Annotated in this window: 21 protein-coding genes; 10 read left to right on the top strand and 11 right to left on the bottom strand. The window is 70.4% G+C overall.

Annotated features, from left to right (window positions below):
* Nucleotides 1-64: 64 nt before the first annotated feature.
* Nucleotides 65-4,774, top strand: a complete 4,710-nt coding sequence (locus ACGFNU_RS25510; protein WP_392597398.1) for an FtsK/SpoIIIE domain-containing protein — start codon at nt 65-67, stop codon at nt 4,772-4,774.
* A gap of 184 nt (nt 4,775-4,958) precedes the next feature.
* Here the strand turns inward: ACGFNU_RS25510 and sigJ are convergent, their stop codons facing one another.
* Together sigJ and ACGFNU_RS25520 are read right to left on the bottom strand one after the other, a co-directional pair.
* Nucleotides 4,959-5,837, bottom strand: coding sequence for an RNA polymerase sigma factor SigJ (sigJ, locus tag ACGFNU_RS25515; protein WP_392597399.1), 879 nt, complete (start codon nt 5,835-5,837; stop codon nt 4,959-4,961).
* Nucleotides 5,838-6,059: 222 nt separating this feature from the next.
* Entirely contained in the window at nt 6,060-6,767 is a 708-nt protein-coding gene (locus ACGFNU_RS25520; protein ID WP_392597401.1) for a TetR/AcrR family transcriptional regulator, read from the bottom strand.
* Nucleotides 6,768-6,854: 87 nt separating this feature from the next.
* Between ACGFNU_RS25520 and ACGFNU_RS25525 the strand changes: the two genes are divergently transcribed.
* Both ACGFNU_RS25525 and ACGFNU_RS25530 read left to right on the top strand, forming a co-directional pair.
* Nucleotides 6,855-8,321 carry an MFS transporter gene (locus ACGFNU_RS25525; protein ID WP_392597402.1) on the top strand — a complete coding sequence of 489 codons (1,467 nt, stop codon included), beginning with the start codon at nt 6,855-6,857 and terminating at the stop codon, nt 8,319-8,321.
* Entirely contained in the window at nt 8,318-8,668 is a 351-nt protein-coding gene (locus tag ACGFNU_RS25530) for a nuclear transport factor 2 family protein (RefSeq protein WP_392597404.1), read from the top strand. Before ACGFNU_RS25525 ends, ACGFNU_RS25530 begins: the two co-directional genes overlap by 4 nt.
* A 50-nt stretch (nt 8,669-8,718) precedes the next feature.
* On the opposite strand, the gene ACGFNU_RS25535 is transcribed toward ACGFNU_RS25530, so the two are convergent.
* Entirely contained in the window at nt 8,719-9,918 is a 1,200-nt protein-coding gene (locus ACGFNU_RS25535) for a pyridoxal-phosphate dependent enzyme (RefSeq protein ID WP_392597406.1), read from the bottom strand.
* 80 nt (nt 9,919-9,998) lie between these two features.
* Between ACGFNU_RS25535 and ACGFNU_RS25540 the strand changes: the two genes are divergently transcribed.
* Entirely contained in the window at nt 9,999-10,463 is a 465-nt protein-coding gene (locus ACGFNU_RS25540; protein WP_392597408.1) for a VOC family protein, read from the top strand.
* A gap of 19 nt (nt 10,464-10,482) precedes the next feature.
* On the opposite strand, the gene ACGFNU_RS25545 is transcribed toward ACGFNU_RS25540, so the two are convergent.
* The 4 genes from ACGFNU_RS25545 to ACGFNU_RS25560 all read right to left on the bottom strand — a co-directional run bounded on the left by ACGFNU_RS25545 (nt 10,483) and on the right by ACGFNU_RS25560 (nt 14,592).
* Nucleotides 10,483-11,244 (bottom strand): MOSC domain-containing protein, encoded by a 762-nt coding sequence (locus tag ACGFNU_RS25545; protein WP_392597410.1) that lies wholly within the window; start codon nt 11,242-11,244, stop codon nt 10,483-10,485.
* A 657-nt stretch (nt 11,245-11,901) separates the two neighbouring features.
* On the bottom strand, nt 11,902-13,917 hold the full coding sequence (locus tag ACGFNU_RS25550) for a hypothetical protein (RefSeq protein WP_392597412.1): 2,016 nt from the start codon (nt 13,915-13,917) through the stop codon (nt 11,902-11,904).
* 10 nt (nt 13,918-13,927) lie between these two features.
* Nucleotides 13,928-14,170, bottom strand: coding sequence for a hypothetical protein (locus ACGFNU_RS25555; RefSeq protein WP_392597414.1), 243 nt, complete (start codon nt 14,168-14,170; stop codon nt 13,928-13,930).
* Between the two features lie 149 nt (nt 14,171-14,319).
* The gene (locus ACGFNU_RS25560; protein ID WP_151558621.1) at nt 14,320-14,592 is read right to left on the bottom strand and encodes a WXG100 family type VII secretion target; all 273 of its coding nucleotides are present in this window, start codon (nt 14,590-14,592) and stop codon (nt 14,320-14,322) included.
* A 524-nt stretch (nt 14,593-15,116) separates the two neighbouring features.
* On the opposite strand from ACGFNU_RS25560, the gene ACGFNU_RS25565 reads away from it, so the two are divergent.
* The gene (locus tag ACGFNU_RS25565) at nt 15,117-15,902 is read left to right on the top strand and encodes an SAM-dependent methyltransferase (RefSeq protein WP_392597416.1); all 786 of its coding nucleotides are present in this window, start codon (nt 15,117-15,119) and stop codon (nt 15,900-15,902) included.
* Here ACGFNU_RS25565 and ACGFNU_RS25570 read toward each other — a convergent pair.
* Nucleotides 15,899-16,438, bottom strand: a complete 540-nt coding sequence (locus tag ACGFNU_RS25570) for a hypothetical protein (RefSeq protein WP_392597418.1) — start codon at nt 16,436-16,438, stop codon at nt 15,899-15,901. The genes ACGFNU_RS25565 and ACGFNU_RS25570 overlap by 4 nt on opposite strands.
* A gap of 195 nt (nt 16,439-16,633) precedes the next feature.
* On the opposite strand from ACGFNU_RS25570, the gene ACGFNU_RS25575 reads away from it, so the two are divergent.
* Nucleotides 16,634-16,888, top strand: coding sequence for a type B 50S ribosomal protein L31 (locus ACGFNU_RS25575; protein ID WP_392597420.1), 255 nt, complete (start codon nt 16,634-16,636; stop codon nt 16,886-16,888).
* 49 nt (nt 16,889-16,937) lie between these two features.
* On the opposite strand, the gene ACGFNU_RS25580 is transcribed toward ACGFNU_RS25575, so the two are convergent.
* The gene (locus tag ACGFNU_RS25580; protein WP_392597421.1) at nt 16,938-17,234 is read right to left on the bottom strand and encodes a hypothetical protein; all 297 of its coding nucleotides are present in this window, start codon (nt 17,232-17,234) and stop codon (nt 16,938-16,940) included.
* A 4-nt stretch (nt 17,235-17,238) separates the two neighbouring features.
* Nucleotides 17,239-18,273: an SPFH domain-containing protein gene (locus ACGFNU_RS25585; protein WP_392597423.1), complete on the bottom strand. Its 1,035-nt coding sequence runs from the start codon at nt 18,271-18,273 to the stop codon at nt 17,239-17,241.
* A 204-nt stretch (nt 18,274-18,477) separates the two neighbouring features.
* Here ACGFNU_RS25585 and ACGFNU_RS25590 point away from each other — a divergent pair, with 204 nt between their 5' ends.
* The 3 genes from ACGFNU_RS25590 (at nt 18,478) to ACGFNU_RS25600 (ending at nt 22,097) form a co-directional block, all read left to right on the top strand.
* Nucleotides 18,478-20,253 (top strand): acetyl/propionyl/methylcrotonyl-CoA carboxylase subunit alpha, encoded by a 1,776-nt coding sequence (locus ACGFNU_RS25590; protein ID WP_392597425.1) that lies wholly within the window; start codon nt 18,478-18,480, stop codon nt 20,251-20,253.
* A 164-nt stretch (nt 20,254-20,417) separates the two neighbouring features.
* Nucleotides 20,418-21,731 carry a hypothetical protein gene (locus ACGFNU_RS25595; RefSeq protein ID WP_392597427.1) on the top strand — a complete coding sequence of 438 codons (1,314 nt, stop codon included), beginning with the start codon at nt 20,418-20,420 and terminating at the stop codon, nt 21,729-21,731.
* 57 nt (nt 21,732-21,788) lie between these two features.
* Complete coding sequence (locus ACGFNU_RS25600) at nt 21,789-22,097, top strand: DUF5313 family protein (RefSeq protein WP_392597429.1); 309 nt, start codon at nt 21,789-21,791, stop codon at nt 22,095-22,097.
* Between the two features lie 41 nt (nt 22,098-22,138).
* Here the strand turns inward: ACGFNU_RS25600 and ACGFNU_RS25605 are convergent, their stop codons facing one another.
* Nucleotides 22,139-23,524 (bottom strand): NAD(P)H-quinone dehydrogenase, encoded by a 1,386-nt coding sequence (locus tag ACGFNU_RS25605; protein ID WP_392597431.1) that lies wholly within the window; start codon nt 23,522-23,524, stop codon nt 22,139-22,141.
* Nucleotides 23,525-23,673: 149 nt separating this feature from the next.
* On the opposite strand from ACGFNU_RS25605, the gene ACGFNU_RS25610 reads away from it, so the two are divergent.
* On the top strand, nt 23,674-24,126 hold the full coding sequence (locus tag ACGFNU_RS25610) for a gamma-glutamylcyclotransferase (protein ID WP_392597433.1): 453 nt from the start codon (nt 23,674-23,676) through the stop codon (nt 24,124-24,126).
* Nucleotides 24,127-24,153 lie beyond the last annotated feature (27 nt).

A 24,153-nucleotide genomic window follows, 5' to 3' on the forward strand; every position in this document is an offset into this window, starting at 1 on the left:
GAGCGGCAGCGCCGCCCCCGACCCGGCGACAGGGCACGGGGCGGCGCACTCTGGAGGGGCTTGAATGCGGATCTCGTTCACGGCGCTGACCGGCCAGGGACCCCGGGATGTCGTGATCAATGTCGACACGGACGTGACCGTGGACAGCGTCGCCCAGTCGCTCTTCGCCACCCTGGACACCACGGACACCACGGCACCGGCGAAGGACGTCCCGGTCGCGCACACGCCCCGCTTCTCGAAAGAGGCGACACGGGCGCAGGGCGGCCTGACGGACACCCGTGCCGAGGCCCGGACCGGCGGCGGGACCGGCGGCGGGACCGGCGGCGGGACCGGCGGCGGGACCGGCGGCAAGGTCGGTGGCGGGGTCGACACCCGCAAGGCCGAGCGGCGGACGTTGTGGATGAACGGGCGGATGCTCGACCCGCAGGCCCCCGCCGTCAGGGAGCTGCGGGACGGCGCGGTCGTCGCCGTGGAGCAGCGGGCGGCCGCCGCGACCGTGCTCGCCGAGCCGACCGGCCTGATCGAGGTACGGGTGGTGAGCGGCCCGGCGGCGGGCTCGGTGCACCGGCTCGGCCTGGGCGTCTCCACGCTCGGTTCGGGCGCGCCGGACGAGGACGTGGACGTGGCCCTCGACGATCCGCTCGTCCCGGCCCGGTCGCTGCGGATCACCGTCGAGCCGCACGCCGTCCACGTCGAGCCGTCCGCCCAGACGCTCGCCCGGGGCGTGCTCCTGGACGGGGCCCCGCTCGCCGCGAAGGCCACGTGGCCGCTCGGCGGCATGCTGGCGATCGGCGGCAGCATCCTCACGCTCGCGCAGAGCTCCGCCCCCGACACCCATCTGGAGCCGCTGCCCGAGGGCGGCCTCGCGTTCAACCGCCCCCCGCGCCTGAACCCCGCGCACCGGACACGGCGGCTGGAGGTGCCCAAGCGGCCCGAGCGCAACCCGAAGGAACGGCTGCGGCTCTTCGGCGCGCTGCTGTTCTCGGCGTTCGGCCTCGTCATGGCGTTCGGCCTGGGCCAGTGGTGGTGGGCGCTGTTCGCGCTGGCCTGGCCGGTGATGACGGTCGGCGAGTGGATCGGCGACCGCGTCCACGGCCGCAAGTCGTACAAGAAGGCGCTGAAGGAGTACCAGCGGAAGACCGCCGAGTTCGGCGGCGAGCTCGACCGGCTGTGCCGCGAGGACCAGGAGGAGCGGCGGGCCGTCCATCCCGATCCCGCCGAGGTGCTGCTGACGGCGACCGGGCCGCGGCGGCGGCTGTGGGAGCGGCGCTCCACCGACCCGGACGTGCTGCACCTGCGGTTCGGCCTCGCCGACCTGCCCGCGCGGATCGAGCTCGCGGGGCTGGAGGCGGCGGGCCCCGAGGCGGCGGACCTCAAGGTGCCGACCGCGCGGCTCGTCCCGGTCACGCTGCCGCTGCCCGAGCTGGGCGTCATCGGCATCACCGGCACCGCCGCCCGCGCGTCGCGCCCGGCGTCGCGGGCGCTCGCGCGCTGGCTGGTGGCCCAGGCCGCCGCGCTGCACAGCCCGCGTGACCTGGCGATCGTCGTGCTGTGCGCCGACCCGGAGGCCGAGGCGGAGTGGAACTGGGTCCGCTGGCTGCCGCACGCGGCGCCGCGCGAGGGCGAGGAATGCACGGCGCTGGTGGGCACCGATCCCGAGTCGGTCCTGCACCGCGTCACCGAGCTGGCGATCCGCGTCACCGAGCGGCGGCGCACGGCGCAGGCGGCTTCGGCGTCGGGTCTCTTCGGTCAGGACAAGCCGGCCGACCTGATCCCGTACAACATCCTCATCGTGCTCGACGGCGCGCGGCAACTGCGGCGCGTGCCGGGCATGCCGATGCTGCTGCAACGCGGCGCCGAATACGGCCTGAACGCCATCTGCATCGACGACGAGGAGCGGCTGCTGCCGGAGGAGTGCACGGCCGTCGCCGCCTGGGACCCGGAGAGCCCCGAGACGTTGCGGCTGCGCGGCCAGGGCCTCGACGTGATCGGCCCCGTCCTCGCCGACCAGGTGCCCGCCGCGTGGACCGACCGGGTCGCGCGTGCGCTCGCGCCCGTCCGGGACGTGTCGCGGGAGGACTCCGAGGAGGCCGTTCCGGCCGAGGCCCGGCTGCTGGACCTGCTCGACCTCCCTGACCCGACCGCCGATCACGTGGCACGGGCGTGGAGCGTCACCGGCGGGCGTTCGACCCGCGTCCCGATCGGTATCGGCACCGACGGCGTCTACGAGGTCGACCTGCGCACGGACGGGCCGCACGGCCTGATCGCGGGCACGACCGGCGCCGGCAAGTCCGAACTGCTCCAGACGCTGATCGCCTCGCTCGCCCTCACCAACCGGCCGGACGAGATGACGTTCGTGCTCATCGACTACAAGGGCGGCGCCGCGTTCAAGGACTGCGCCAAGCTCCCGCACACCGTCGGCATGGTCACCGACCTGGACGGCCACGCGACCGAGCGCGCCCTCGAATCGTTGTCGTCCGAGCTGCGGCGCCGCGAAGAGATCCTGCTGAACGTGGGCGCCAAGGACATCGAGGACTACAACGACCTGCGCGGCATGAAGGCCCACCCCGAGGAAGGCCACTCGTTCGTCCGCAGCGATCTCGCGCCCATGCCGCGCCTCGTCCTCGTGATCGACGAGTTCGCGGCGATGGTCACCGAGCTGCCCGACTTCGTCACCGGCCTGGTCGACATCGGCCGCCGGGGCCGCTCGCTCGGCGTGCACCTCATCCTCGCCACCCAGCGGCCGGCGGGCGTCGTCACCGCCGACATCCGCGCCAACACCAACCTGCGGATCGCGCTGCGCGTCACCGACCCGGACGAGTCGACCGACGTGCTCGACTCCCCCGAGGCGGCGCAGATCTCCAAGGCCACGCCCGGCCGCTGCTACATCCGTTCCGGCGCGTCGTCGCCGCACGCGGTGCAGTCCGCGCGGATCGGCGGCCGCCGTCCCGGCTCCGGACCCGCGGCCTCCGCCGCACCCGCCACCGTGCTGACCGTGCCGTGGCAGGGCCTCGGCCGGCCGCTGCCCGCGCCCCGCGAGTCCCTGGACGACGCGGACACCGGAATGGTCACCGACCTGGCCGTCCTCGTCCAGGCGATCGCCGAGGCGGCCCGCCGCGAGGGCATCGAGCGGCAACCGTCGCCCTGGCTGACCCCGCTCCCCGACAAGGTCCGGCTGGCACCGCGCACCGCCGCGGGCGGCTCGGTCGTGGACGTCCCGCCGATCGCGTTCGGCATCACCGACCTGCCCGCCGTCCAGTCGCGCGAGCCCCTGACCCTGGACCTCGCCAGCGGCGGCCACCTTTACCTGGCCGGTGCGTCGCAGTCCGGGCGCTCGACCGCGCTGCGCACGATCGCGGGCTCGCTCGCCGGCGCATGCTCGCCGTACGACGCGCACCTCTACGCGATCGACTGCGGCGCGAACGCGCTGCTGCCGCTGGTGTCGCTGCCCCACTGCGGCGCGGTCGTCGGCCGCGACCAGCTCGACCGGGTCGAACGCCTCATCACCGCGCTCGCGGCCGAGGTCGCGCGGCGCCAGCAGCTCCTCGCCGAGGCGGGCTTCGCCTCGCTCGCCGAGCAGCGCGCCGCCGTCGCCGCGCCGGACCGGCTCCCGTGGATGGTGCTGATGCTCGACCGCTGGGAGGGGTTCGTCGGCGCGTTCGAGCACTACGACTACGGCCGCCTGGTGGACGCGGCGCTGCGGCTGCTGCGCGAGGGCGCGGCGGTCGGGCTGCGCGCGGTCTTCACCGGCGACCGGTCCGGGCTGAGCGGCCAGGTCTCGACGGTGTTCGACCGCCGCCTCGTCCTGCGCATGGCCGACCCGAACGACTACGGCTACGCGGGACTGCAGGAGAAGCAGGTGCCCGCCGAGATGCCGCCCGGCCGCGCGCTGGAGATGGCCGGGCCCGGCGTGCCGCCGCGCGAGTCGCAGATCGGGCTGCTCGGCGACGACCCGTCGGGCACCGCGCAGGTCGCCGCGCTGCAGGAGATCGCGCGCATGTGCGTCACGCGCTACGGGCGGCTGCCGCGCAGGCAGCGGCCCCTGCACGTCGACGAGCTGCCGGTCCGCGTCACGTACCGGGAGGCGATGGCGCTCGACCAGGAGTACATGGCCCCCTCGGCGCTGTGGGCGCTGGTGGGCGTCGGCGGCGACACCCTCGCGCCGGTCGGGACCGACCTGCTGAACGAGGGGCCCGGGTTCGTGGTCGCCGGTCCGCCGCGTTCGGGCCGCTCCACAACGCTCCGCACCATCGTCGAGTCGCTCCTCGACCCCGCGGTGGCGGGCGGCCTGGTGCCGGTCGTCCTCATCACGCCGCGCCGCTCGCCCCTGCGCCTGCTGACGGGCCGTCCGGGCGTCCTCGGCCTGCTGTCGGCCGACTCCGAGGAAGAGGACCTGACCGAGGCGATCGGCGACGAGCACCGCTACGTCGTGGTGGTCGACGACGCCGAACTTCTGGACGAGTCCGAGCTGGACGACGCCCTCCGCAACGTCCTGCGCACCGCGCGCGACGGCGAGCACGCGGTCGTCATCGGTGGCACGACCGAAGACCTGGGACGCGGCTACCGAGGCTTCCTCTCCGACACCCGCCGCTCACGATCGGGACTCCTCCTGTCGGTCGACAGCCCGGAGGACGGCGACCTCTTCGGCCTCCGCCTCCCCCGCAACGCCACGCTGGGCGGCCCGACCGGCCGGGGCCTCTTCGTGGCCGCCGGTGTCACCACCCAGATCCAGGTGGCCCTCCCACCCCCGGTAGGCGGCGACCGCCCCGAATAACCTCCGCGCGCCGCAGACCCCACGCGCAGGCCAAGCAGTCGGAGCCGGGGGCCCGCACCCAAGCCAGGAGCGCGGCCCCGAGCCAAAGGCGAGTGCCCGAACCACCGCCGGGCGCCCGAACCAGAGGCGGGCGCCCGGAGGCAGGGCGGGTGCCCGGAGGCCGGAGGCCTCCGGGCGGGGGCGGTCAGGGGGCGGGGAGGTGGATGTCCAGCGCGGCCAGGCGGGCGTCGTCGGCGAGGATGTGGATCTCGGTGATCCGGCCGTTCGTGATCGTGAACGCCTGGACGGCGACCACCCGGCCGTCCATGACCCTGACGAGGCCGAGCATGCCGTTGATCATCGCGGGCTCGGTGTACTTCGCCATGCTCTGGAACATGAGCGCCTGACCGGCCACGGCGGCCGCGCCGAAGACCGGCTTGCCGGCGGCGCCGATGTCGGCGCGCAGCACGACGTCCGGGTCGAGCACGGCGACGAGCGCCTCGAAGTCGCCGCCGCGGGCGGCCGCGATGAAGGCGTCGACGACCTCGCGCTGGCGGGCCGGGTCGGTGTCGGGGGCGGGGGCGCTCTGGACGCGGCGGCGGGCCCGGCTGGCCAGCTGCCGGGTCGCGGCCGGGGAACGTTCCACGATCGGCGCGATCTCCTCGAACGGCACCGCGAACATGTCGTGCAACACGAACGCCAGCCGCTCGGCCGGGGCCAGCGTCTCCAGCACGACCATCAGCGCCAGGCCGACCGAGTCTGCCATGAGCACTTCCTGCTCAGGATCGACAGGAGTGGCGCCGTCGGCGCGGCTGACAATGGGGTCCGGCACGTACACGTCGAGCGGGTCCTCACGGCGGGACGACCGGGACCGCAACATGTCGAGGCACATCCGCGAGACGACCGTCGTCAGCCAGCCGCCGAGATTGTCGATCTCGGAGGTGTCGGAGCGGCTGAGGCGGAACCACGCCTCCTGCACGGCGTCCTCGGCCTCGGCCAGCGAGCCGAGCATCCGGTAGGCCACCGACTTCAGATGGGAACGGTGGGCCTCGAAGCGCTCCGCCAGCTGGTCGTTGTCGTTCATGGGTCCTCCGTCACGAATGTCCTGCGATCGTAACGGGGCCTCCGCGTGCCCATCCGGGGGGCGCACTCTCGCGATCTTGCCACGTCTCGATTCAGCTCTGAGCGAACGTGATCAAGGAGTGTACGGCTCATCCCGGCGGCATGGCGGCTGCCTGCGCCGCTCGGCTCAGCGGCGGGACGCCTCGTTCAGGGGATTACCTGGCGCGGACGAACGGGATCGCGGTCACTTCGGCGGGGTCAGGCCGAGTGACTTCGTCAGGTCGAGCATGTCCTCGCGGTAGAGCGACGCGGTCTTGTGGATGAGCGGGCGCAGGTGGCCGTAGATCTCCAGGGCGATCAGGCCGTGCATGCGTCCCCAGACGCGCAGGGCGAGCGCCACGGCGGCGGGCGGGAGACCGGGGAACTGCTCCCGCGTGGCCGCGGCGAGGCCGTCCTCGAAGTCGGACCAGTCGTAGGCGCCGGCCTGCCGGGACTCGGCCCGCGGCCAGGCGGCGGCGACCAGGCCGGTGAGGCCGGCGCAGGCGCGGTGGGCGGCGTCTCTCGCCGGGCCGCCCTCGGGCGGCTGGTAGCCGGGCACCGGGTCACCGTAGATCAGCCGGAAGCCCTCGGGGTTGGCGAGCGCCCACGCGCGAACGGTCTCGGCCCAGGCGAGCACCCGGCCGCCCGGGTCGCTCTCCGGCACGGCGTCGCGCGCGGTCTCCACGGCGTCGACCAGCTCGCCGTACACGTCGTCGATCAGCGTGGTGATCAGGTCGTCGCGGGTGGCGTAGTAGCTGTAGATCGCGCCCGCCGTCATCCCCATCTCGCGGGCGATCGCGCGCAGCGAGATGGCGTCCGGGCCACCCGTGGCCATCAGCTTCAGCGCGATCGCCTTGATCTCGGCGCTGGTCTCCGCGCGCAGCCGGGCCCGTCGGCTCGTCGTCTCACTCACGCTTGACAGTCTACAGCGTTGCGCTACTGTGCAGCGTGGCGAATCTGAACGCCGTGTAGTAAACCAACGCCGTATAGGAGATGGACCGTGGGAAGAGGTTCCCCCAGGCCCGCACAGGCCGGGCCGAAGTTGGCCCTGCTCGCATTCACCCAGCTCATCGTCGCCCTCGACTACAACATCGTGTACGTGGCGCTGCCCGACATCGGGTCGGCGCTCGGTTTCACGGCCCAGTCCGTTCAATGGGTCGTCAGCGCCTACGCCGTCGGGCTCGGCGGGCTGCTGCTGTTCGGCGGGCGGGCCGTCGACCGGATCGGCGCCCGGCGCATGTTCATGCTGGGCCTGCTGCTGTACGGGATCGCGTCGCTGGCCGGCGGGCTCGCGACGGACACCGGACTGCTGGTGGGGGCGCGGGCCGTCCAGGGAGCCGGCGGCGCGCTGCTCACGCCCGCGACGCTCGCGTTGATCTTTGGCGGGTTCGCGGAGGGGCCCGAGCGCAACCGCGCGCTGGGTGCCTGGGGCATGGCCGGGAGCGCCGGATTGGCCGCCGGGTCGTTGCTGGGCGGGGTGCTCACCAACTATCTGGGCTGGGAGTCGGTCTTCTTCGTGAACGTGCCGCTCGCCCTTGGCGCCGCCGCGGCCGCCCTCCGGTTGCTCCCGGCGGACCCGCCTCGTTCCGGCGGGTGGGCAGACTTCGACCTGCCGGGCGCGGTCCTCGCCACCGCCGGATCGGTGTCGCTGGTCTTCGGGCTGGCGAGCGGGCCGGAGGCCGGGTGGGGTTCGGCGCGCGCGGCGGGCTCGCTGGCGGCGGGGGCGGTGCTGATGGCGCTCCTGCTCGCCGTCGAGTCCCGGACGCGTGACCCGCTCATGCCGCTCCGGCTCCTGCGCACCCGCTCGCTGGCCACGACGATGGGCGTGATCGCCGTCTTCCAGGGCACGCTCGGCGCCGGGTACTACGTGCTCACGTCGTACCTTCAGCCCGTCCTCGGCCACAGCTCGCTGGAGGCCGGACTGGCGTTCCTGCCGCTCACCCTGACCTGCATGGTCACCGCCGTGAAGATCGTCCCCGTGATGCTCGGACGGTGGGGCGTCAGGACCACTCTCGTCACCGGGATGTTCGGCGCCGCGGCCGGGATCGCGACCCTCGTGGCCGGCATGTCGGTCAACGGCTCGTTCTGGGCGCTGATCCCCGGCAGTGTCATCTGGGGCGTCTTCGGCGGCATCGCGTTCGTCGCGCTCTTCGCGTCGGCCGGAACGGGCATCGCCCCCCACGAGCAGGGCGTCGCGTCCGGGGCCGCCACCAGCGCGAAGGAGATCGGCGGGGCCATGGGCCTGGCCGCGTACGTCGCGATCGCCACCGCGACCATCGACACGGGCGCGACAGCCGTACCTACCGCCGACATCCTCGACGGCCTGCGGACCGCCGGATGGGCGGCCGCTGCCGCGACCGCCGCCGGCGGAGTCCTGGCCCTCATCCTCAAGCGCGACCCGGCACCGGCCTCACCCAAGCCGGTATCCAGCGAGATCACCAATTCCCTTGAAGGAGCAACGCCATGAACACCCTTGAGCTCGTCCACCGGTACCTGGCCGTCTGGAACGAACGCGACGCGGCACGCCGGGCCGACCTGATGGCGTCGGCGCTGACCGAGGACTCGATCTACAGCGACCCCGACTACGCCGGTCTCCGGGGGCACGGCGAGCTGGCCGCCGCGATCGAGAAGGCCCAGGGGCAGTTCGGCGCCATGGTCTTCACCCTGGGCACCTTGATCAACGTCCATCACGACAAGGCGCTCTTCAGCTGGCGGCTCGGCCCGGCGGGAGCCGGCTCGCCGGTGGCGACGGGCTACGATTACGCGGAATTCGCGGACGGCCGTATCAGCCGCATCATCGGTTTCTTCGAGTGACCTAGATCAGAGGGGCCGCCTCGTTGGACGAGGCGGCCCTTGTGGCCGGCTCAGGCGCCGGGAAGCCCGGCGGACTTCAGACGGCGGAGGACGGAATCCCAGGCGGGGTCGATGCGCTCGAGCGGGCGGGCGCCGACGCCGGTGTCCTTGAACCCGCTGGACGTGGCGACGCACACCACCGGGCCCGTGCCGTCACGTCCTCCGACCTGCCGGAACCCGGCCAGGCTGCTGGCGGAGGAGAGCTCGTACCAGAGGCCGGTCCGGGACAGTTCGCGCTGCGCGGCGCGCATCTCGTCGTCGGTGAGGCTCAACGCGGCGCCGTCGCTGTCCTTGACGGCGAGCACGCCGCGGTAGCCGTTGAAGTCGCAGTCGATGGCGTACGCGTCGGTCGGGCCCGCCTTCAGGTGCACGGCGGGGAGCCCCTGGGCGACGGCGCGGGCGAGCGGCGCGCCGGCGGCGGGCTCACACGAGATCATCCGGGGAACGAGCTCCGTCAGGCCGAGAAGGCGGAGCTCGGTGAAACCCTTCCAGACACCGAACAACAACTCGCCGTACCCCGTCGGGACGAAGACCGCCGACGGGATGCCGATCTCGCTGAAGATCTCGTACGCGATGGTCTTGTAACCCTCGGGGCCGTACGCGTGCCCGGTATGCGTCTCGGTCAGGTTGCTGAGCGGGTGGAACCCCAGCTCGTCCACGATGCGGCGCATCAGCGGCCGGCGCTCCTCCTTGGCCACCGGCAGCACATGAGCGCCGTAGGCACTCACGAACGAGCCGACCGCCGGGGGCGTGTCCGCCGTCGCCAGCACGACGCACGGCAAACCTGCCCGCGCGGCGAACGCGGCAGCCGACGCGCCGTGATTCCCAGACGAAGCCACGACCACGCCAGGCGCACCGATCGCCGCGGCAGCGCTGACCGTGCACCGGTTGATCCGATCCTTGTGGCTCCAGGTCGGATTGCGCGACTCGTCCTTGACGAAGACGCCGTCCTCAAGCTGGATCAGCGGCGTCCCGCCCTCGCCCAGACCCGGCGCCGCCAGCGGCGGCAGGATCGGCGCCCACTGATCGAGATCGCCCGGGCGCTGCTCGAACAGCTCGCGCGGCACCCGGTCGTAGTCATAGTCGACCTCGACCGGGTAGGCGATCTCCTCGGTGCTCGTCTCCGGGCACCCGCTCGTGAGGGGCGGGGACAGCGGATACCGGACGGACGTGTCGAAGAGGGAACGCTGGCCGATGGCAAGAGAGGTCATGTGATCCGAGTCTATGGCGGCGATGAGTTCCGGCCGCGGGCGTGGTCTACACGGGCACAACGACAGCGAGGGAGAACGCCATGCAGAAGATCACGACCTACCTGTGGTTCGACGACCAGGCCGAAGAGGCGGTCAACCTCTACACGTCGGTCTTCAAGGACTCGCGCGTCGTCGACGTCCAGCGCTACGGCCCGGCGGGCCCCGGCCCCGCGGGCTCCGTGATGGTGATGAAGTTCGTGCTCGCCGGCCAGGAGTTCATCGCGCTGAACGGCGGGCCGGAGTTCAAATTCAACGAATCGGTCTCGCTCTATGTCGACTGCACCTCGCAGGAGGAGGTCGACGAACTCTGGGAGAAGCTCACGGCGGACGGCGGCCAGGAAGGCCCGTGCGGCTGGCTGAAGGACAGGTTCGGCCTCTCCTGGCAGATCATCCCCAGAACGCTCACCGACCTGCTCGCCGACAAGGACCCGGCCCGTTCCGAACGGGTCATGAAGGCCATGTTCGAGATGAAGAAGATCGACATCCAGGCCCTGCGCGACGCCTAGGAAACCTTCCACCCGAGCGTCAGGAACACACCGCCGCCTCGCCCACCCGCAGGGTGCCGAGCCCGCTCGGCACCCCCAACCGCCCGAACATGATCGACCGGCTGCCCTCAAAGGTCTGCGTCCGATACTTGGCCAGGGTCCTCAATGGCTCCCGTGACCTGCGCGCGGTGTCCTGATCGGTATTGACGATGAGACACCGCCCGCAGGGCCGGATGAGCTCGATCTCCACCTCGCCCACCCGGATTCTGGAAACGGCATCCTCGCCATACGCCCCGAGCCCCGCCAGAACGATGTTGGGCCGGAACCGTTCCATCGGCAGCGGCTCCTCCAGCCGCCCGTTCAGGTCATCCAGCGACTCCACGGACAGCACCGAGATGGGCTCTCCATCCCCGTACATCATCGACCCACCCCGCTTGAGGACCCGCACCCCGGCGAACCGCACCAGCCGCACGTCCTCGTCCAGCGTCCTACCGAGCCACTCCGCCACGTCATCGCCCTGATCGACCCCCAGGCACACCTGCCCGTGCACGGTCACCTCCCGGACAAGCCCGGGCTCGCACACCGGCGCCGACTCAAATGTCAGCTTGACCCCGTCGAACGAGGGCCGCAGCAGAGCGAGCCGGGGCACCTCCCGCTGCGAGAGATGCCGCCCGTCCGGCCGGATGACCATGAACTCCCGGTCATGCCTCAACCCGGTCCCGAGCACCTCGACGTCGTCCACCGACACCCCGCCCGCGCTCTTCACGGGAAACACGTTCAACTGCCGCACAACCACCGTCACAGCCCGGACGCTACGTCCCCACCACCCGCGAACGCCACAAAACCAACCCCAACCTGACACAGATCCGTCAACTTCGCCCCAACGGCTGGGGCCTACACCCGTGAATCACCCCAAACCGCTTCTCAGCGATCCGCATGAACGCCACCATGTCCCGCACCGCATCCCGCCCCCGCACCACCGGCGCAAAATCAATACTGATCCAAGGCTTCCTACCCCCACACCCAAACAACGCGATCACATAATTGGGCCTGGGGATGCCACCAGCCGTAGGAATGACAACCGCCAGTCCGCGGCCTAGGTCAGACGGGAGAGGATGAGTGGCTTCCTTGGCCCACTTCTGCCCCTGAAAGCGAATGGTGCTCTCACCTTTGTTGTACGACCAACTCAGGCCTAGCGGCGCCTCCCGTCCCGACGCATAGGCCAAACAGAGGCCATTATCCGTTTGCCCGCCGTCCCATTTGGGATTCAGTGGAGCCGCCCATCCGGTGACCAGGCGAAAACTTCGTTCCGAGACAAGCTCGCATAGGTACGGGGCTCCATCTCCTACAGTCTGGCGACCAGGATCCGAGGGCGTACTCCTTGGAGACGGCCTGTCGCATGCGACAAGAAGGCTCAGCGGGACCATCAGGGTGGATATAAACACGCGCCGCATTGATGTCACCGCTGGAATGTTGGGAGGACGTTCTTTCCGTCGGAATCTTTGTAGTGACCGGCCGTCTGCGCGTGCCCGTTCTGGATGGAACTCTGCATCTCATTACCGAACTTAGAGATACCCATCTTGTTGTCCGCCCATCTCAGGAACGCCTCGATCTGCTCACCGTTCATCGAGTCGAAGGAACGAATTCTGGGCGGCTCACCGACTGCAAAGGAACGACCCGCAAGGTCCTCTATGGGATAGCGGCGATGGGTGATGAGGGAGGTGGCGATCATTTGGTTGAAGATTTTCTCTACTGCTTCGGTGTTGGATTGGGGGGCAAGAATCGCGGCGTTGGGCTTTTCGGCCATGCGGCGGGCCAGCCAGGCGGTGAGGGTGTTCATCACCTCGCCGACTGTGACCTTGTAGGCCTGGCCAGCGCCGGGGACCCATTGAGAGAGACCTTGTTCGGCCTTGTCGGAGGCGAAGCCGACGCCCAGCGAGACATAGCCCTGCATTTGCTTTAAGTCGGCGTCCAGGCGGGCGTTCTCGCCCCAGACGGACTGGTTGCGGGCTTCGAGGAGGTGGCCGAACGTCCAGCCCTCGGAGACGATCTTGGCTTCGAGGTGGTCGGAGTCTCCGGCTACCGCCTTGTCGATCGTGAGCTTGGCGTGCGCGATCTGGGCCCTCAGGAGGATGTCGAAGGACTTCGCGTCGCGGGCGATCTCCAGGAGGAGGTAGTCGAGGTCCGCGTCGTTCACGGGTGTGCTGCCGCTGTCCGTGGTGTAGCGAGACGCCTGGTAGATGTCGTTGATCTTGGTGATGTGGGCGGCGAAGATCTGGGCCAGGTAGGGACGCAGGGCGGAGAGGGCGTCGAGTCTCTGCTGGTCCTTGATGACGGCGTGGCGGTCTTCCACTCCGAAGAGGTCCCTGGCGTCGGTGGCGAGGAGTTTGGCGGCTGCGAAGGCTAGGTCTTGGGAGGCTTGATCTTGGCCTGAGGCCGCTGTTTTCAGGGCCTTGCCCAGGGCGGCGCCGTGATCTGTCTGGCCCCAGAGGTCGCGGCGGTCTCGCAGGAGGTATTCGAGGTTCGACAGCCTCATGTTGGGCGGGGCGTCTGGAGCGTGGGGACCCGTGGGTCTGTGGTTGAGGAGGGCTTGCGCTGCCTCGCGGCTTGATGCGGCGGCGTTGAGAAGTGGGATCAGGAAGTCTCCGCCGGTGCCCAGGTTGAACTTGCCGGTCAGGTCGGGGAGCGGAGCGGGGATGCTTCGGGCGTAGTCGGTCATGTCGCCGCCTACGACCTTGATGAAGCGGACGGAGAAGCGGGTGTCTGCGGCGGCGATGAGGCTCGACAGGGACTGGTAGCCGGTGAGGCCGTTCGGCGGTCTGGTCCCCGGCGGGAACGTGGTGCGCCCGGCTTTGATGAGCTCGGTCAAGAAGTCATCCCCGGCGTAGCCGCTGCGGTCGGGGTTGGTGGTAAGGGCAAGGCTGCGGCCTAGCAGGGCGAGGATGTCGTGGGTTTCGCCAGCCAGGGCGTGGTCGACGGCGAGTTTTTGGGTGTACTTGGCGGGGAGCTTGAGGAGGGCCTCGGCGCCTAGCGTTTCGACGAGGGTCTTCGCCAGGGCCGGCGTGATGTCGCTCGGGTGGTAGCGGCGAACGGCTTCCAGCGCTTTGCGGTCACCGTCGGCGGCGCGCTGCAGGAGCGGCGCCAGGCGGCGGCCTTCGGCGTAGGCGACCTGATCGGTGTAGCGGTCGGGCAGGGTGATGAAGCTGCCCGTTTTGGACGTCAGTTGCCGACGGTCGAGATCGTGTGCCAGCACGTTGCGGCGGCGCAGGTCCGCGGCGGCCTCTTGTGCCCAGGCGCTGATTCTTTTGATCTCCTGGGCGGGAGCCGTGCTGACGCCGGCGCCGTTGAGTGCCTGCCAGAGCTGGTCGGCCAGCTCCGCCAGTTGCGGGCCGACCTTGGTCATGTCCTGCGTCATCCGCTCGAACTGCGCGAGCTTCACACCGCATGTGTCGGGCCCGAGCCAGTTGTCGGCCACCGTCCACCTCTCAGCCGGCCAGGGGACGGCCGATCTTCTCCTGAACGAGATCCAGTGCCTTGCGGATCTGCGCGTGGAGCTCGGCGTCGCTGCGTTCGAGCCGCTGGTCGAACGACTTGGCGGAGGCGCCGCCGACCCAGGCGTGGTCACCCATCGCCTGGCGTGGCCGCCTGAACGCGTGCCAGTGGTCGTTCGACAGTTGCTGAATACGGCCCAGCAGGAATTGCAGCCTGACGCGCTCGGCCTCGTCCACGTCCGCCTCCGAATCTCTCGGACGAGGCTGGCATGTGGCGGCTTGGACCGAGAGTGATAGTTACACTCTGCAATCGGACCGTTACAAAAAAGGCGCGGGCCCCGACCTCGGGGGGATGGGTCGGGACCCGCGGTCTCAGTGAGGCGGCGTCAGCGCGTGGCCGCCTCGATGTTCTGCTGGGAGCGCTTGATGTCCTGGCTGCCCTGCTCGAGGGCGACGGCCATCTTGTCGAAGGCCGTCTTGGCCTCCATCCACGCACTGCGGAACCGGTCGGCGCCCGGGCCCCACCAGATCTCGGTGCTGCTGACCGTCCGGCCGTTGAGGTCCTTGATCAGGGCGTCGAGGTTCTTGGAGTGCTTGCTGAACATGCGGGACAGGTCTTCCAGTGCCCCGATGCTGGCGCCGCGCTTGTCACCGCTCATTGCACCGATCCCTTTCGCCGCACTGCCGTGAAGAATGGCTGCCAGCCTACGCCCCACGGATCACAGTAATCCACCCGTACGACCGCCCGCACCTGCCGATTCGGGAGATTTCCGGTAGGCGGAACGTGGCCGGAACCGGCCACGGCGCGGGGCCGTGGTCGTCACGCTCCGCAGTTGGTTGACGTTCATTATTACCCAACGTCAATCCATGTGCAGAGCACGCGCCTTTTGTGTGGGATTTCAATTCCCAGTGGAATAGAGAAGCATTCCCATTTCCTGGGAATACACACCTCGCCATTGAAATCGCGGCGCGGGCCGTCGGCTGCGGGGCGCACCGGCTCGCTGGGGAGACGGGAGTCGCCCGGCGCGGGCCAAGGTGAAGAACGACTTCTGAGGGGTGGAGGAGCAGGTCAGGAGGGGCGCACCGGGGGGCGGGTTTCGGCCGGGGACGGCCAAACGGGAGTGGCGGGCGGGCGGGAGTGCGAGGATCTCGGAGCATTGCGTCATGAGAGTGAGAACCATCGATGAGCACGCCTCTCGAGATCGATAGCACGGTGCCGCACTCGGCCCGGGTCTGGAATTACCTGTTGGGAGGGAAGGACTACTACCCGGTCGACCAGCGGGCCGCCGAGATGGTGTGCGGCGTCTTCCCCGGCATGGTCGATCTGAGCCGGCAGTCCCGTCACATGCTCGCCCGCGTCGTGCGGTGGCTCGCCGGCGAGGCGGGCATCCGGCAGTTCCTCGACGTCGGCACGGGGCTCCCCGCGACCGACAACACCCATGAGGTCGCTCAGCGCGTGGCTCCCGACTCCCGGATCGTGTACGTCGACAACGATCCGCTGGTGCTCACCTACGCCCAGGCGCTGCTCACGAGCACCCCGGCGGGGGCGACCGGCTACATCCAGGCGGACGCGCGCGATCCGGAGCAGATCCTGGCGTCGGCCGCCCGGACCCTCGACTTCGACCGGCCCGTCGCGCTCATGCTCATGGGCATCCTGGGGCTGGTCGGCGACTACGACGAGGCGCGTTCGATCGTGGAGCGGCTGCTGGCGGCGCTCCCCCCGGGCAGCTACCTGGCGCTCTACGACGGCACCGACACGGACCCGGCGTACGTCGAGGCGATCAGGCGCTACAACGCCGGGAGCCGCGTGATCCCCTACACCCCGCGCGGCCGGGAGCTGATCACCCGCTACTTCGACGGTCTGGAACTCGTGGAGCCCGGCATCGTCCCGGTGTCGAGGTGGCGGCCGGAACCCCTGAGCGACCCACCCGAGGTCGCCTGCGCGGGCGGAGTCGCGCGCAAGGGTTAGTGATGGTCCGGGTCGTTGAGGGGGTGGACGGCCGGGTCCAGGACTCGTTCGGCCACCAGGGTGATCTGCTCACCTTGGGTCGTGAACTCGAATCGGCGGCGTACCGACTGGGTGAGACGCCCGTTCTCGTAGCGGACCTCGGTGTGCTCGGTGGCTTCCAGCGTGATGCGGTCGCCCGTCCGGACGGCGCGGTCGGCCTTGAGGCGGGTGCGGGCGCCGGTGTACGCGGGGCCGCCTTCGACAGGGGCGCGGTTACGGTTCGCCAGCTCCCGCAGGGCCCGGTCCTGGTTGCGCACGACCATCGGCGAGATCCGGACGCCGAGCACCTCGGAGGGGCTCTGCTTGGCGTGGCGCCGGGGCTGTTCCACGAGCGCCTGCGAACGGCGCTCCAGTAGCGACCGGGCGGCGACGGTCAGCTGCTGTTTGGTCTCGTCGTCCACGGTCGGCCGGCTGCTCGCCGGGGCGGACGACGGCAGCACCACACACGCGGCGATGACGAGGGCCATCGCCAGGCCGGAACGTGTCCCGCGGGCCATCGGTCTCCTCTGGTGATCAATCGCGAAGATACACCGGCGGAACCCCCTCACGGGAGGGCGAATCGGTCCACAGATTCGCCCCCACACTAGCGCCCCGGAACCACCGCTTCCGGCCGTTCGGCCGGGCCGTCCGCTCACTGGAATGAAAACGGTTATCGTTGCGTTGACACGGGTACCGAGCTACCGGGAGGAACGATGAAGAACTCCATTCACCCCGGCTACCGTCCGGTCGTCTTCCGCGACCGCGGTGCCGGCTTCGCCTTCCTGACCCGTTCGACGGTCGTCTCCGACCAGAAGGTCGAGTGGGAGGACGGCAACAGCTACCCCGTCGTCGACGTGGACGTCTCGTCCGCGAGCCACCCGTTCTACACGGGCAAGAGCCGCGTGATGGACTCCACCGGCGCCGTGGAGAAGTTCAACCGGCGCTACGCGCAGCGCCGGTCGGGCTGAGGCCTCAGCCCGCGCGTGCCGGATTCGTCCCCGGCACGCGCGGGTCTTTTCAGTCCGCCTGGCTCTCCAGAGCGGCCACACGGGACCGGGCCTGCGCCATGGCCTCGTGGTAGCGCGTCTCCCAATCCGCATCGTCGTCCGGGATGGACGCGATGACCTGGCGGCCGGACTCGCTCTGCCCGGTCACCTGGCGGACGATGATCGTGGTGATACCGCCGTTCGCCTCGGTGTGCGTCTCCCATTTGGCGCTCGCCGGTTTCGACGCGGTGCCGCGCAGCCCGTACAGCAGCAGAACGATCACCGCGGCCAGCAGGGCCAGGGCGGCGAGCATGATCAGGAATCGCACCGGGTCACCTCCGCGGGAGCAGGGCACCGTTGGGGTTGCCGGGCGCGTAGACCGTGATGCCCTGCGGCAACGCCCGCAACTCCTCGATCCTCGCGCAGGTCGGGCACTTGTTGTAGCCGTCCTGCCGGGCCTTGTTGGCGGCGGCCTCCGCCTTCGCCGTGGCGACGCGCGCCTGCGCCTCGCTCACCTGGGCGAACGCGGCCTGCGCCCGGTCGACGGCGTCCTGCACCTTCCCCGGCAGCGTCACCCGCACCAGGTTGAAGTGGATGTTGGTGACGAACTTGCCGCCGAGCGTGCTGTCCAGGTCGGCCGCGAGACTCGTATTGATCGCCTGCTGCACCTTGGCGATGTTGGCGTTGTTGCTCTGCGCCGGCGCGCCCGTGCCCGACTGCGGCTTCGCCGCGGACGCCGGGGACGACGCGTTCTGGACGAGGGCGCAGGACGACACCAGCTCGGCACAGCGGAAGCTGTTGATCTGGCTGCGCAGGTCGTTGTCGATCACCGGGCGGACGATCTGGCCGAGGAACGCCGACCAGCCCTTGTCGCCCTCCCAGGCGAAGTAGGAGCCGCCGCTCACACCGCGGAACTTCCGGGTCCCGAACTTGTCGTCGAACGTCTTCAACGTGGCGTGGTCGAGGTTGAGCGTGAAGTAGAGCGTGCCCTCGATGCCCATGTTGACGCCGTCGGAGCTGGGCACGGTGACGACGTCCACGCCCTCGCGCTCGCCCTGCGAGGCGTTCGAGGTGATGGTGTAGAAGCGCTGCTGCGCCGGGTACTTGTGGACCTTGGAGTAGAGCCCGATCCAGGTGCGGCTCGACCCCGGGTCGACGACCTGCCGGATCCTGTTGTTGTCGAAGAATCCCCCGTTGCGGACGATCGCGATCTCACCGCCGCCCGTCCGCTCGTACCCGCTGAGCAGGCCGTTCAGCAGCGGCCCGCCGATCAGGACCAGCGCCACCGCCAGGATGATCGCGTTCCGGCGGCTCGGCGCCCGGAACCGTCCCGCGCCATGGGCGCCGGGTTCGCTCTTCTTCGCCACGAGCACTCTCCTCTCAGCCGCCGGGCGGATCGGTCCCGGGGGGTTGCCGATCAGACGTCCGGCGCGCCGCGGCGGATCCGGACCGCCCGCCGGAAAACCCGGTCGAGCCGCCTGACCAGGGCGCGGCCGCAATAAGGAGGGGCTTACGAACTCGCTCGAGCGCGGTTATCTAGACTGCGTGCCAGGTTGAGGGAGGAGACCCACGTGCGCAAGGTCCTGATCGCCAACCGCGGTGAGATCGCGGTACGTATTGCCCGTGCCTGTCGTGATGCCGGGCTGGGGAGCGTCGCCGTGTACGCCGAACCGGATCTGGACGCGCTGCACGTTCGGGTCGCCGACGAGGCCTACGCGCTCGGCGGGTCGACCGCGGCCGAGTCGTACCTGGACATCGACAAGCTGCTGAAGGTCGCCGCCGACGCGGGGGCGGACGCGGTGCATCCCGGATACGGGTTCCTGGCCGAGAACGCCGACTTCGCCGACGCGGTGCGGAACGCGGGGCTGACGTGGATCGGTCCGCCGCCCGCCGCCATCACCGCGCTGGGCGACAAGGTGCAGGCCCGGCACATCGCGCAGAAGGTCGGCGCGCCGCTGGTGGCCGGCACCAAGGACCCGGTGTCGGGTGCCGACGAGGTGGTCGCGTTCGCGCGCGAGCACGGCCTGCCGATCGCGATCAAGGCCGCGTACGGCGGCGGTGGCCGCGGGTTGAAGGTCGCCCGCACGCTGGACGAGGTCCCGGAACTGTACGAGTCGGCGGTACGCGAGGCGGTCGCCGCGTTCGGACGGGGCGAATGCTTCGTCGAGCGGTATCTGGACCGGCCGCGGCACGTCGAGACCCAGTGCCTGGCCGACACCCACGGCAACGTCGTGGTCGTCTCCACCCGCGACTGCTCGCTGCAGCGCCGCCACCAGAAGCTGGTCGAGGAGGCGCCCGCTCCGTTCCTGTCCGACGAGCAGATGGAGCTGCTGTACACCTCGTCCAAGGCGATCCTGCGCGAGGCCGGATACGTCGGGGCGGGGACGTGCGAGTTCCTGGTCGGCCAGGACGGCACGATCTCGTTCCTTGAGGTCAACACCCGCCTGCAGGTCGAGCACCCGGTCACCGAAGAGGTCACCGGCATCGATCTGGTCCGCGAGATGTTCCGCGTCGCGGACGGCGAGGAGCTGGGCTACGGCGACCCGGTGCCGCACGGCCACTCCATCGAGTTCCGCCTCAACGCCGAGGACGCCGGGCGCGGCTTCCTGCCCGCCGTCGGCACGCTGACCAGGTGGGAGCCGCCGTCGGGCCCCGGTGTCCGGCTGGACTCGGGCTATATCGAGGGCCAGACCGTTCCGCAGGCCTTCGACTCGCTCATCGCCAAACTGATCGTCACCGGCGCCACCCGGCAGCAGGCCATCGAACGCTCCCGCCGCGCCCTGGCCGAGTTCGTGATCGAGGGCATGCCCACCGTCCTCCCGTTCCACCAGACCGTCCTCACCGACCCTGCCTTCGCGCCCGCCGCCCAGGACGAGCCGTTCACCGTCCACACCCGGTGGATCGAGACCGAGTTCGACAACCAGATCCCGCCGTACGACGCGGGCGTCGCCACCGACGAGGCGGAGACCGCCGAACGTGAGCGAGTGACCGTCGAGGTCGGCGGCAAGCGCATCGAGGTCGTGCTGCCCGCCGGGCTGGGCGCCTCGGTGGCCGCCGCCCCCGGCAAGGCGGGTGCCCCGGCCAAGCGGCGCGGCGGCAAGAAGGGCGGCGGCGCCCAGGCGTCCGGCGACTCCCTGGTCAGCCCCATGCAGGGCACGATCGTCAAGCTCGTCGCCGAGGACGGCGCGACCGTGGCGGCCGGCGACACGATCGTGGTGCTGGAGGCCATGAAGATGGAGCAGCCCCTCACCGCCCACAAGGCCGGCATGATCACCGGCCTCGCGGCGGAGGTCGGGCAGACCGTCTCCAGCGGCGCCGTCATCTGCGAGATCAAGGGCGACGGCTGAGCTCTCGCGAACACGAGCACCCCCGCCGATCGGCGGGGGTGCTTCCCGTTTCGCTGGGTATGGCCTGACCCACGCCGCTGACCCACGCCGCTGACCTGCGGCGACGCGGGACCGGAACGGAGCGTGCCGTGAACTCGTCTTACCAGGTGAGGAGGCTGACTGCCATGAGTTCCGAGCTTGCGACCAGGCGTCCGGCACGCCGCTTCGCGGTACCGGCGACGATCGCCGCCGTCCTGCTGCTGCTGTTCGGTTTCGCCGCGCCGGCCCAGGCCGACGACGTCTCACAGATCGCCAAGGGCCTGACCGATTCCCGGCTGTACGTGACGTCCGATTCCGGCGCGTCGTTGTCGGCAGCGGACAAGGCCGAGATCAACACCGCGCTGGCCGATGACGGCGACGCCGACGTCCGCGCCGTCGTGGTCAAGCCCGGCCACTCCCAGCAGGCGCTGGGCCAGATGCTCAAAGCCGTCGGCAACCGGGTCGGCAAGGGCAAGACCTACATCGCGATCGACGCCGACGGCCGCGAGATGACCGGCATCTCCAAGGACCTGTCCAGCGACGAGATCAACCAGCTGATCACGCGGACGTCCGGCGGCGGCATCAAGTCCCGGCTCACGCAGTTCGGGTCGCTCGCCGAGAAGAAGGCCGACGACAAGGCCCGGTCCAGCATGATCGGCGCGTTCGTGACGCTCGGCGTCGTCATCCTGCTCCTGGCCGCCGCGTTCGCCGCGTTCCTCGTCGTCCGGAACAAGCGCCGCAAGCGCGAAGAGCAGCAGATGGCCGAGCTCAAGCGCGGTGTCGAAGAGGACGTGACGCTCCTCGGCGAGGACATCGCCGAGCTGGACCTCAACGTCATGGACCAGAAGCTCGACCCCGACACCCGTTCTGATTACGAGCGGGCCATGAACTCCTACGACGCGGCCAAGACCGCCACGGTCCGGGCGGCCAAACCACAGGACATGCAAGCGGTCACCACGGCGCTGGAAGACGGCCGCTACTACATGACCGCGACGCGCGCCCGCCTCGCCGGTGAACCTGTGCCGGAGAAGCGCGCGCCCTGCTTCTTCAACCCCAACCACGGCCCGTCCACGCAGGACGTCATGTGGGCCCCGCCCGGCGGCGCGCCCCGTTCCGTCCCCGCCTGCGAGGCCGACGCGCAGGCCGTCCTGAGCGGCGGCAACCCTGACATCCGCATGGTCCCGTACGGCGACGGCCGCCGCCCCTACTGGGACGCGGGCCCCACCTACGGTCCCTACGCGGGCGGCTACTACGCCTCGTACGGCGGCCTGGACCTCCTCAGCGGCATGATGATCGGCACCATGCTCGGCTCGATGATGGGCGGCTGGGGCGGCGGCTACGGCGACCTGGGCGGCGGTGACCTCGGCGGTTTCGGCGGCGACGGTGGCGACATCGGCGGCGGCTGGGACTTCGGCTCCGGCGACTTCGGCGGAGGCGGCGGAGACTTCGGCGGCTTCTGACCGCACGGGTTCGCGGCACCGGCGAATCGGGTCGGGTCTGGGGGGAATGACACCTGGATGACCCGGTTGGTGGGTGATCCGGGGGCGTGGCGATGGGCCCGGTATGCGCTCGGCTTCCGGTTGCCCGCGGAGAACCGGGACTGGGTGCGGCACGACCTGACGGACGCGGGGTGGCGGGGGCGGATGCTGCTCCGCCACCTGGCGGTCATGGTCCCGGTGTGCGTCGGGCTCGGGTCGCTGCCCGCGGAGTGGTGGATCCGCGTCATGGTCGGCATGCTGGCATTGGTGACCAGCACGTTCACCGTGGCGATCAGCGCCGAGGATCTGCGGCGGTCACGGCTGCGCCAGCACGGGTTCGATCGGTAGGCGTGCCGGCCGGCACCCGCGTTCGGTCAGCGCGCGGCCGATCAGTAGGCGTGTTCGGTCATCAGGCGGCGGGCGGCTTCGGTGATGCTGCCCGAGAGCGACGGGTAGACGGCGAAGGTGTGCGCCACCTGGTCGACCGTGAGGTGCTGCTGGACGGCGATCGAGAGGCCCAGGATCAGCTCGCTCGCGCGGGGCGCCACGATGACTCCGCCCAGGACGATGCCCGTGGAGGGGCGGCAGAAGAGCTTGACGAAGCCGTCCTCGAAGCCCTGCATCTTCGCGCGCGCGTTGCTGAAGAGCGGGAGCATGACGGTGCGCGCGTTAACCTCGCCCGCGTCGACCATCTTCTGGGAGACGCCGACCGAGGCCACCTCGGGATCGGTGAAGATGTTGGACGACACCCAGCCCAGCTTGAGCGGCTGAACGGCTTCGCCGAGGGCGTGGTACATGGCGATGCGGCCCTGCATGCCCGCGACGGAGGCCAGCATGAGCACGCCGGTGCAGTCGCCCGAGGCGTAGATGTGGGGGACGCTGGTACGGGAGACCTTGTCGACCTCGACGAAGCCGTGCGAGTTGAGGCGGACGCCGGTCTTCTCGAGGCCCATGCCGCGCGTGTTGGGCACCATGCCGACCGTCATCAGGCAGTGCGAGCCCTCGATCTTGGTGCCGTTCTCCAGCGTGACGATCACGCCGTCGCCGGAGCGCTCGACGGCGCCGGCCCGCGACCGGGACATGACCTTCATGCCGCGGCGCAGGAAGACCTCCTGCAGGACGGCCGCGGCGTCGGCGTCCTCGGTGGGCAGGATGCGGTCGCGCGATGAGACGAGCGTCACCTTGGAGCCGAGGGACAGGTAGGCGCCGGCGAGCTCGGCACCGGTGACACCCGAGCCGACCACGATCAGGTGCTCGGGAAGCTCCTGCAGGTCGTACAGCTGCCGCCAGTTGAGGATGCGCTCGCCGTCGGGCTCCGCCCCCGGGAGCACGCGAGGCGTGGCGCCGGTGGCGACCAGGATGATGTCGGCCCGCAGATGACGGTCGCCCACCGCGACGACATGCGGCTCGATCAGCCGCGCCTCACCCCGGACGATCTTGACCTCTTCGTAGGCCAGCCGCTCGGCGACGTCGAAGGACTGGGCCCGCGCCAGATCCTTGACCCGCTTGTTGACGATGGAGATGTCGGCCTCGAGGCCGCCGACGATCCCGTCGGGGCCGCCGCTGAAACGGAGTCCGAGACCCGCGGACTCCGACATCACCGCCATCCGGGTCGAGGTGGCGATGAGCGTCTTGGAGGGGACGCAGTCGGTGAGCACGCACGCCCCGCCGGGACCGTCGCGTTCCACCACGGTCACGTCGGCGCCGAGCTGCGCCGCGACGAGGGCGGCCTCGTAGCCGCCTGGGCCTCCTCCGATAATCACGATGCGGGTCACCGCTTCATTGTTTCCTACGCGAGGTAGTGGCCTGACCGGTTCCCCCCGTTCAGGAGGTTCTGCCCGTCCCGCCCGCCCCGCCGGTGGCCGTGCTCCCGGCGTGGCCCAACTGCCTGCGGTCGCGGGAAATGCGCGTACGCTAGGCGACCGTGGCACTGTACGCGGCGTACGCCTCCAACATGGACCCGGAGCAGATGGCTTCCCGGGCTCCGCATTCGCCCATGCGCGGCACCGGCTGGCTGTCGGGCTGGCGGCTCACCTTCGGCGGCCAGGACGTCGGCTGGGAAGGGGCCCTGGCGACCGTCGTCGAGGACGACGGCGAGCAGGTCTTCGTGGTGATGTACGACGTCCCGGCCTGGGACGAGAAGGAGCTCGACGCCTGGGAGGGCGCGGCCCTCGGCGTCTACCGCAAGATCAGGGTCCGGGTCGAGACCCTGGACGGCGACGCGCTCTGCTGGCTGTACGTCCTCGACGACTACGAGGGCGGGCTGCCGTCGGCGCGCTACCTGGGGATCCTCGCGGACGCCGCCGAGGCCGCGGGGGCGCCGGACGACTACGTGAAGGGGCTCCGGACCCGGCCCTGCAAGTCGCTGGGCGACTGAACGCGGCTGATGACCCGGCGGTAGTGT

Origin of the sequence: Spirillospora sp. NPDC048911, assembly GCF_043198015.1 — a bacterium.
In the GTDB taxonomy this organism is placed as follows: Bacteria; Actinomycetota; Actinomycetes; order Streptosporangiales; family Streptosporangiaceae; genus Spirillospora.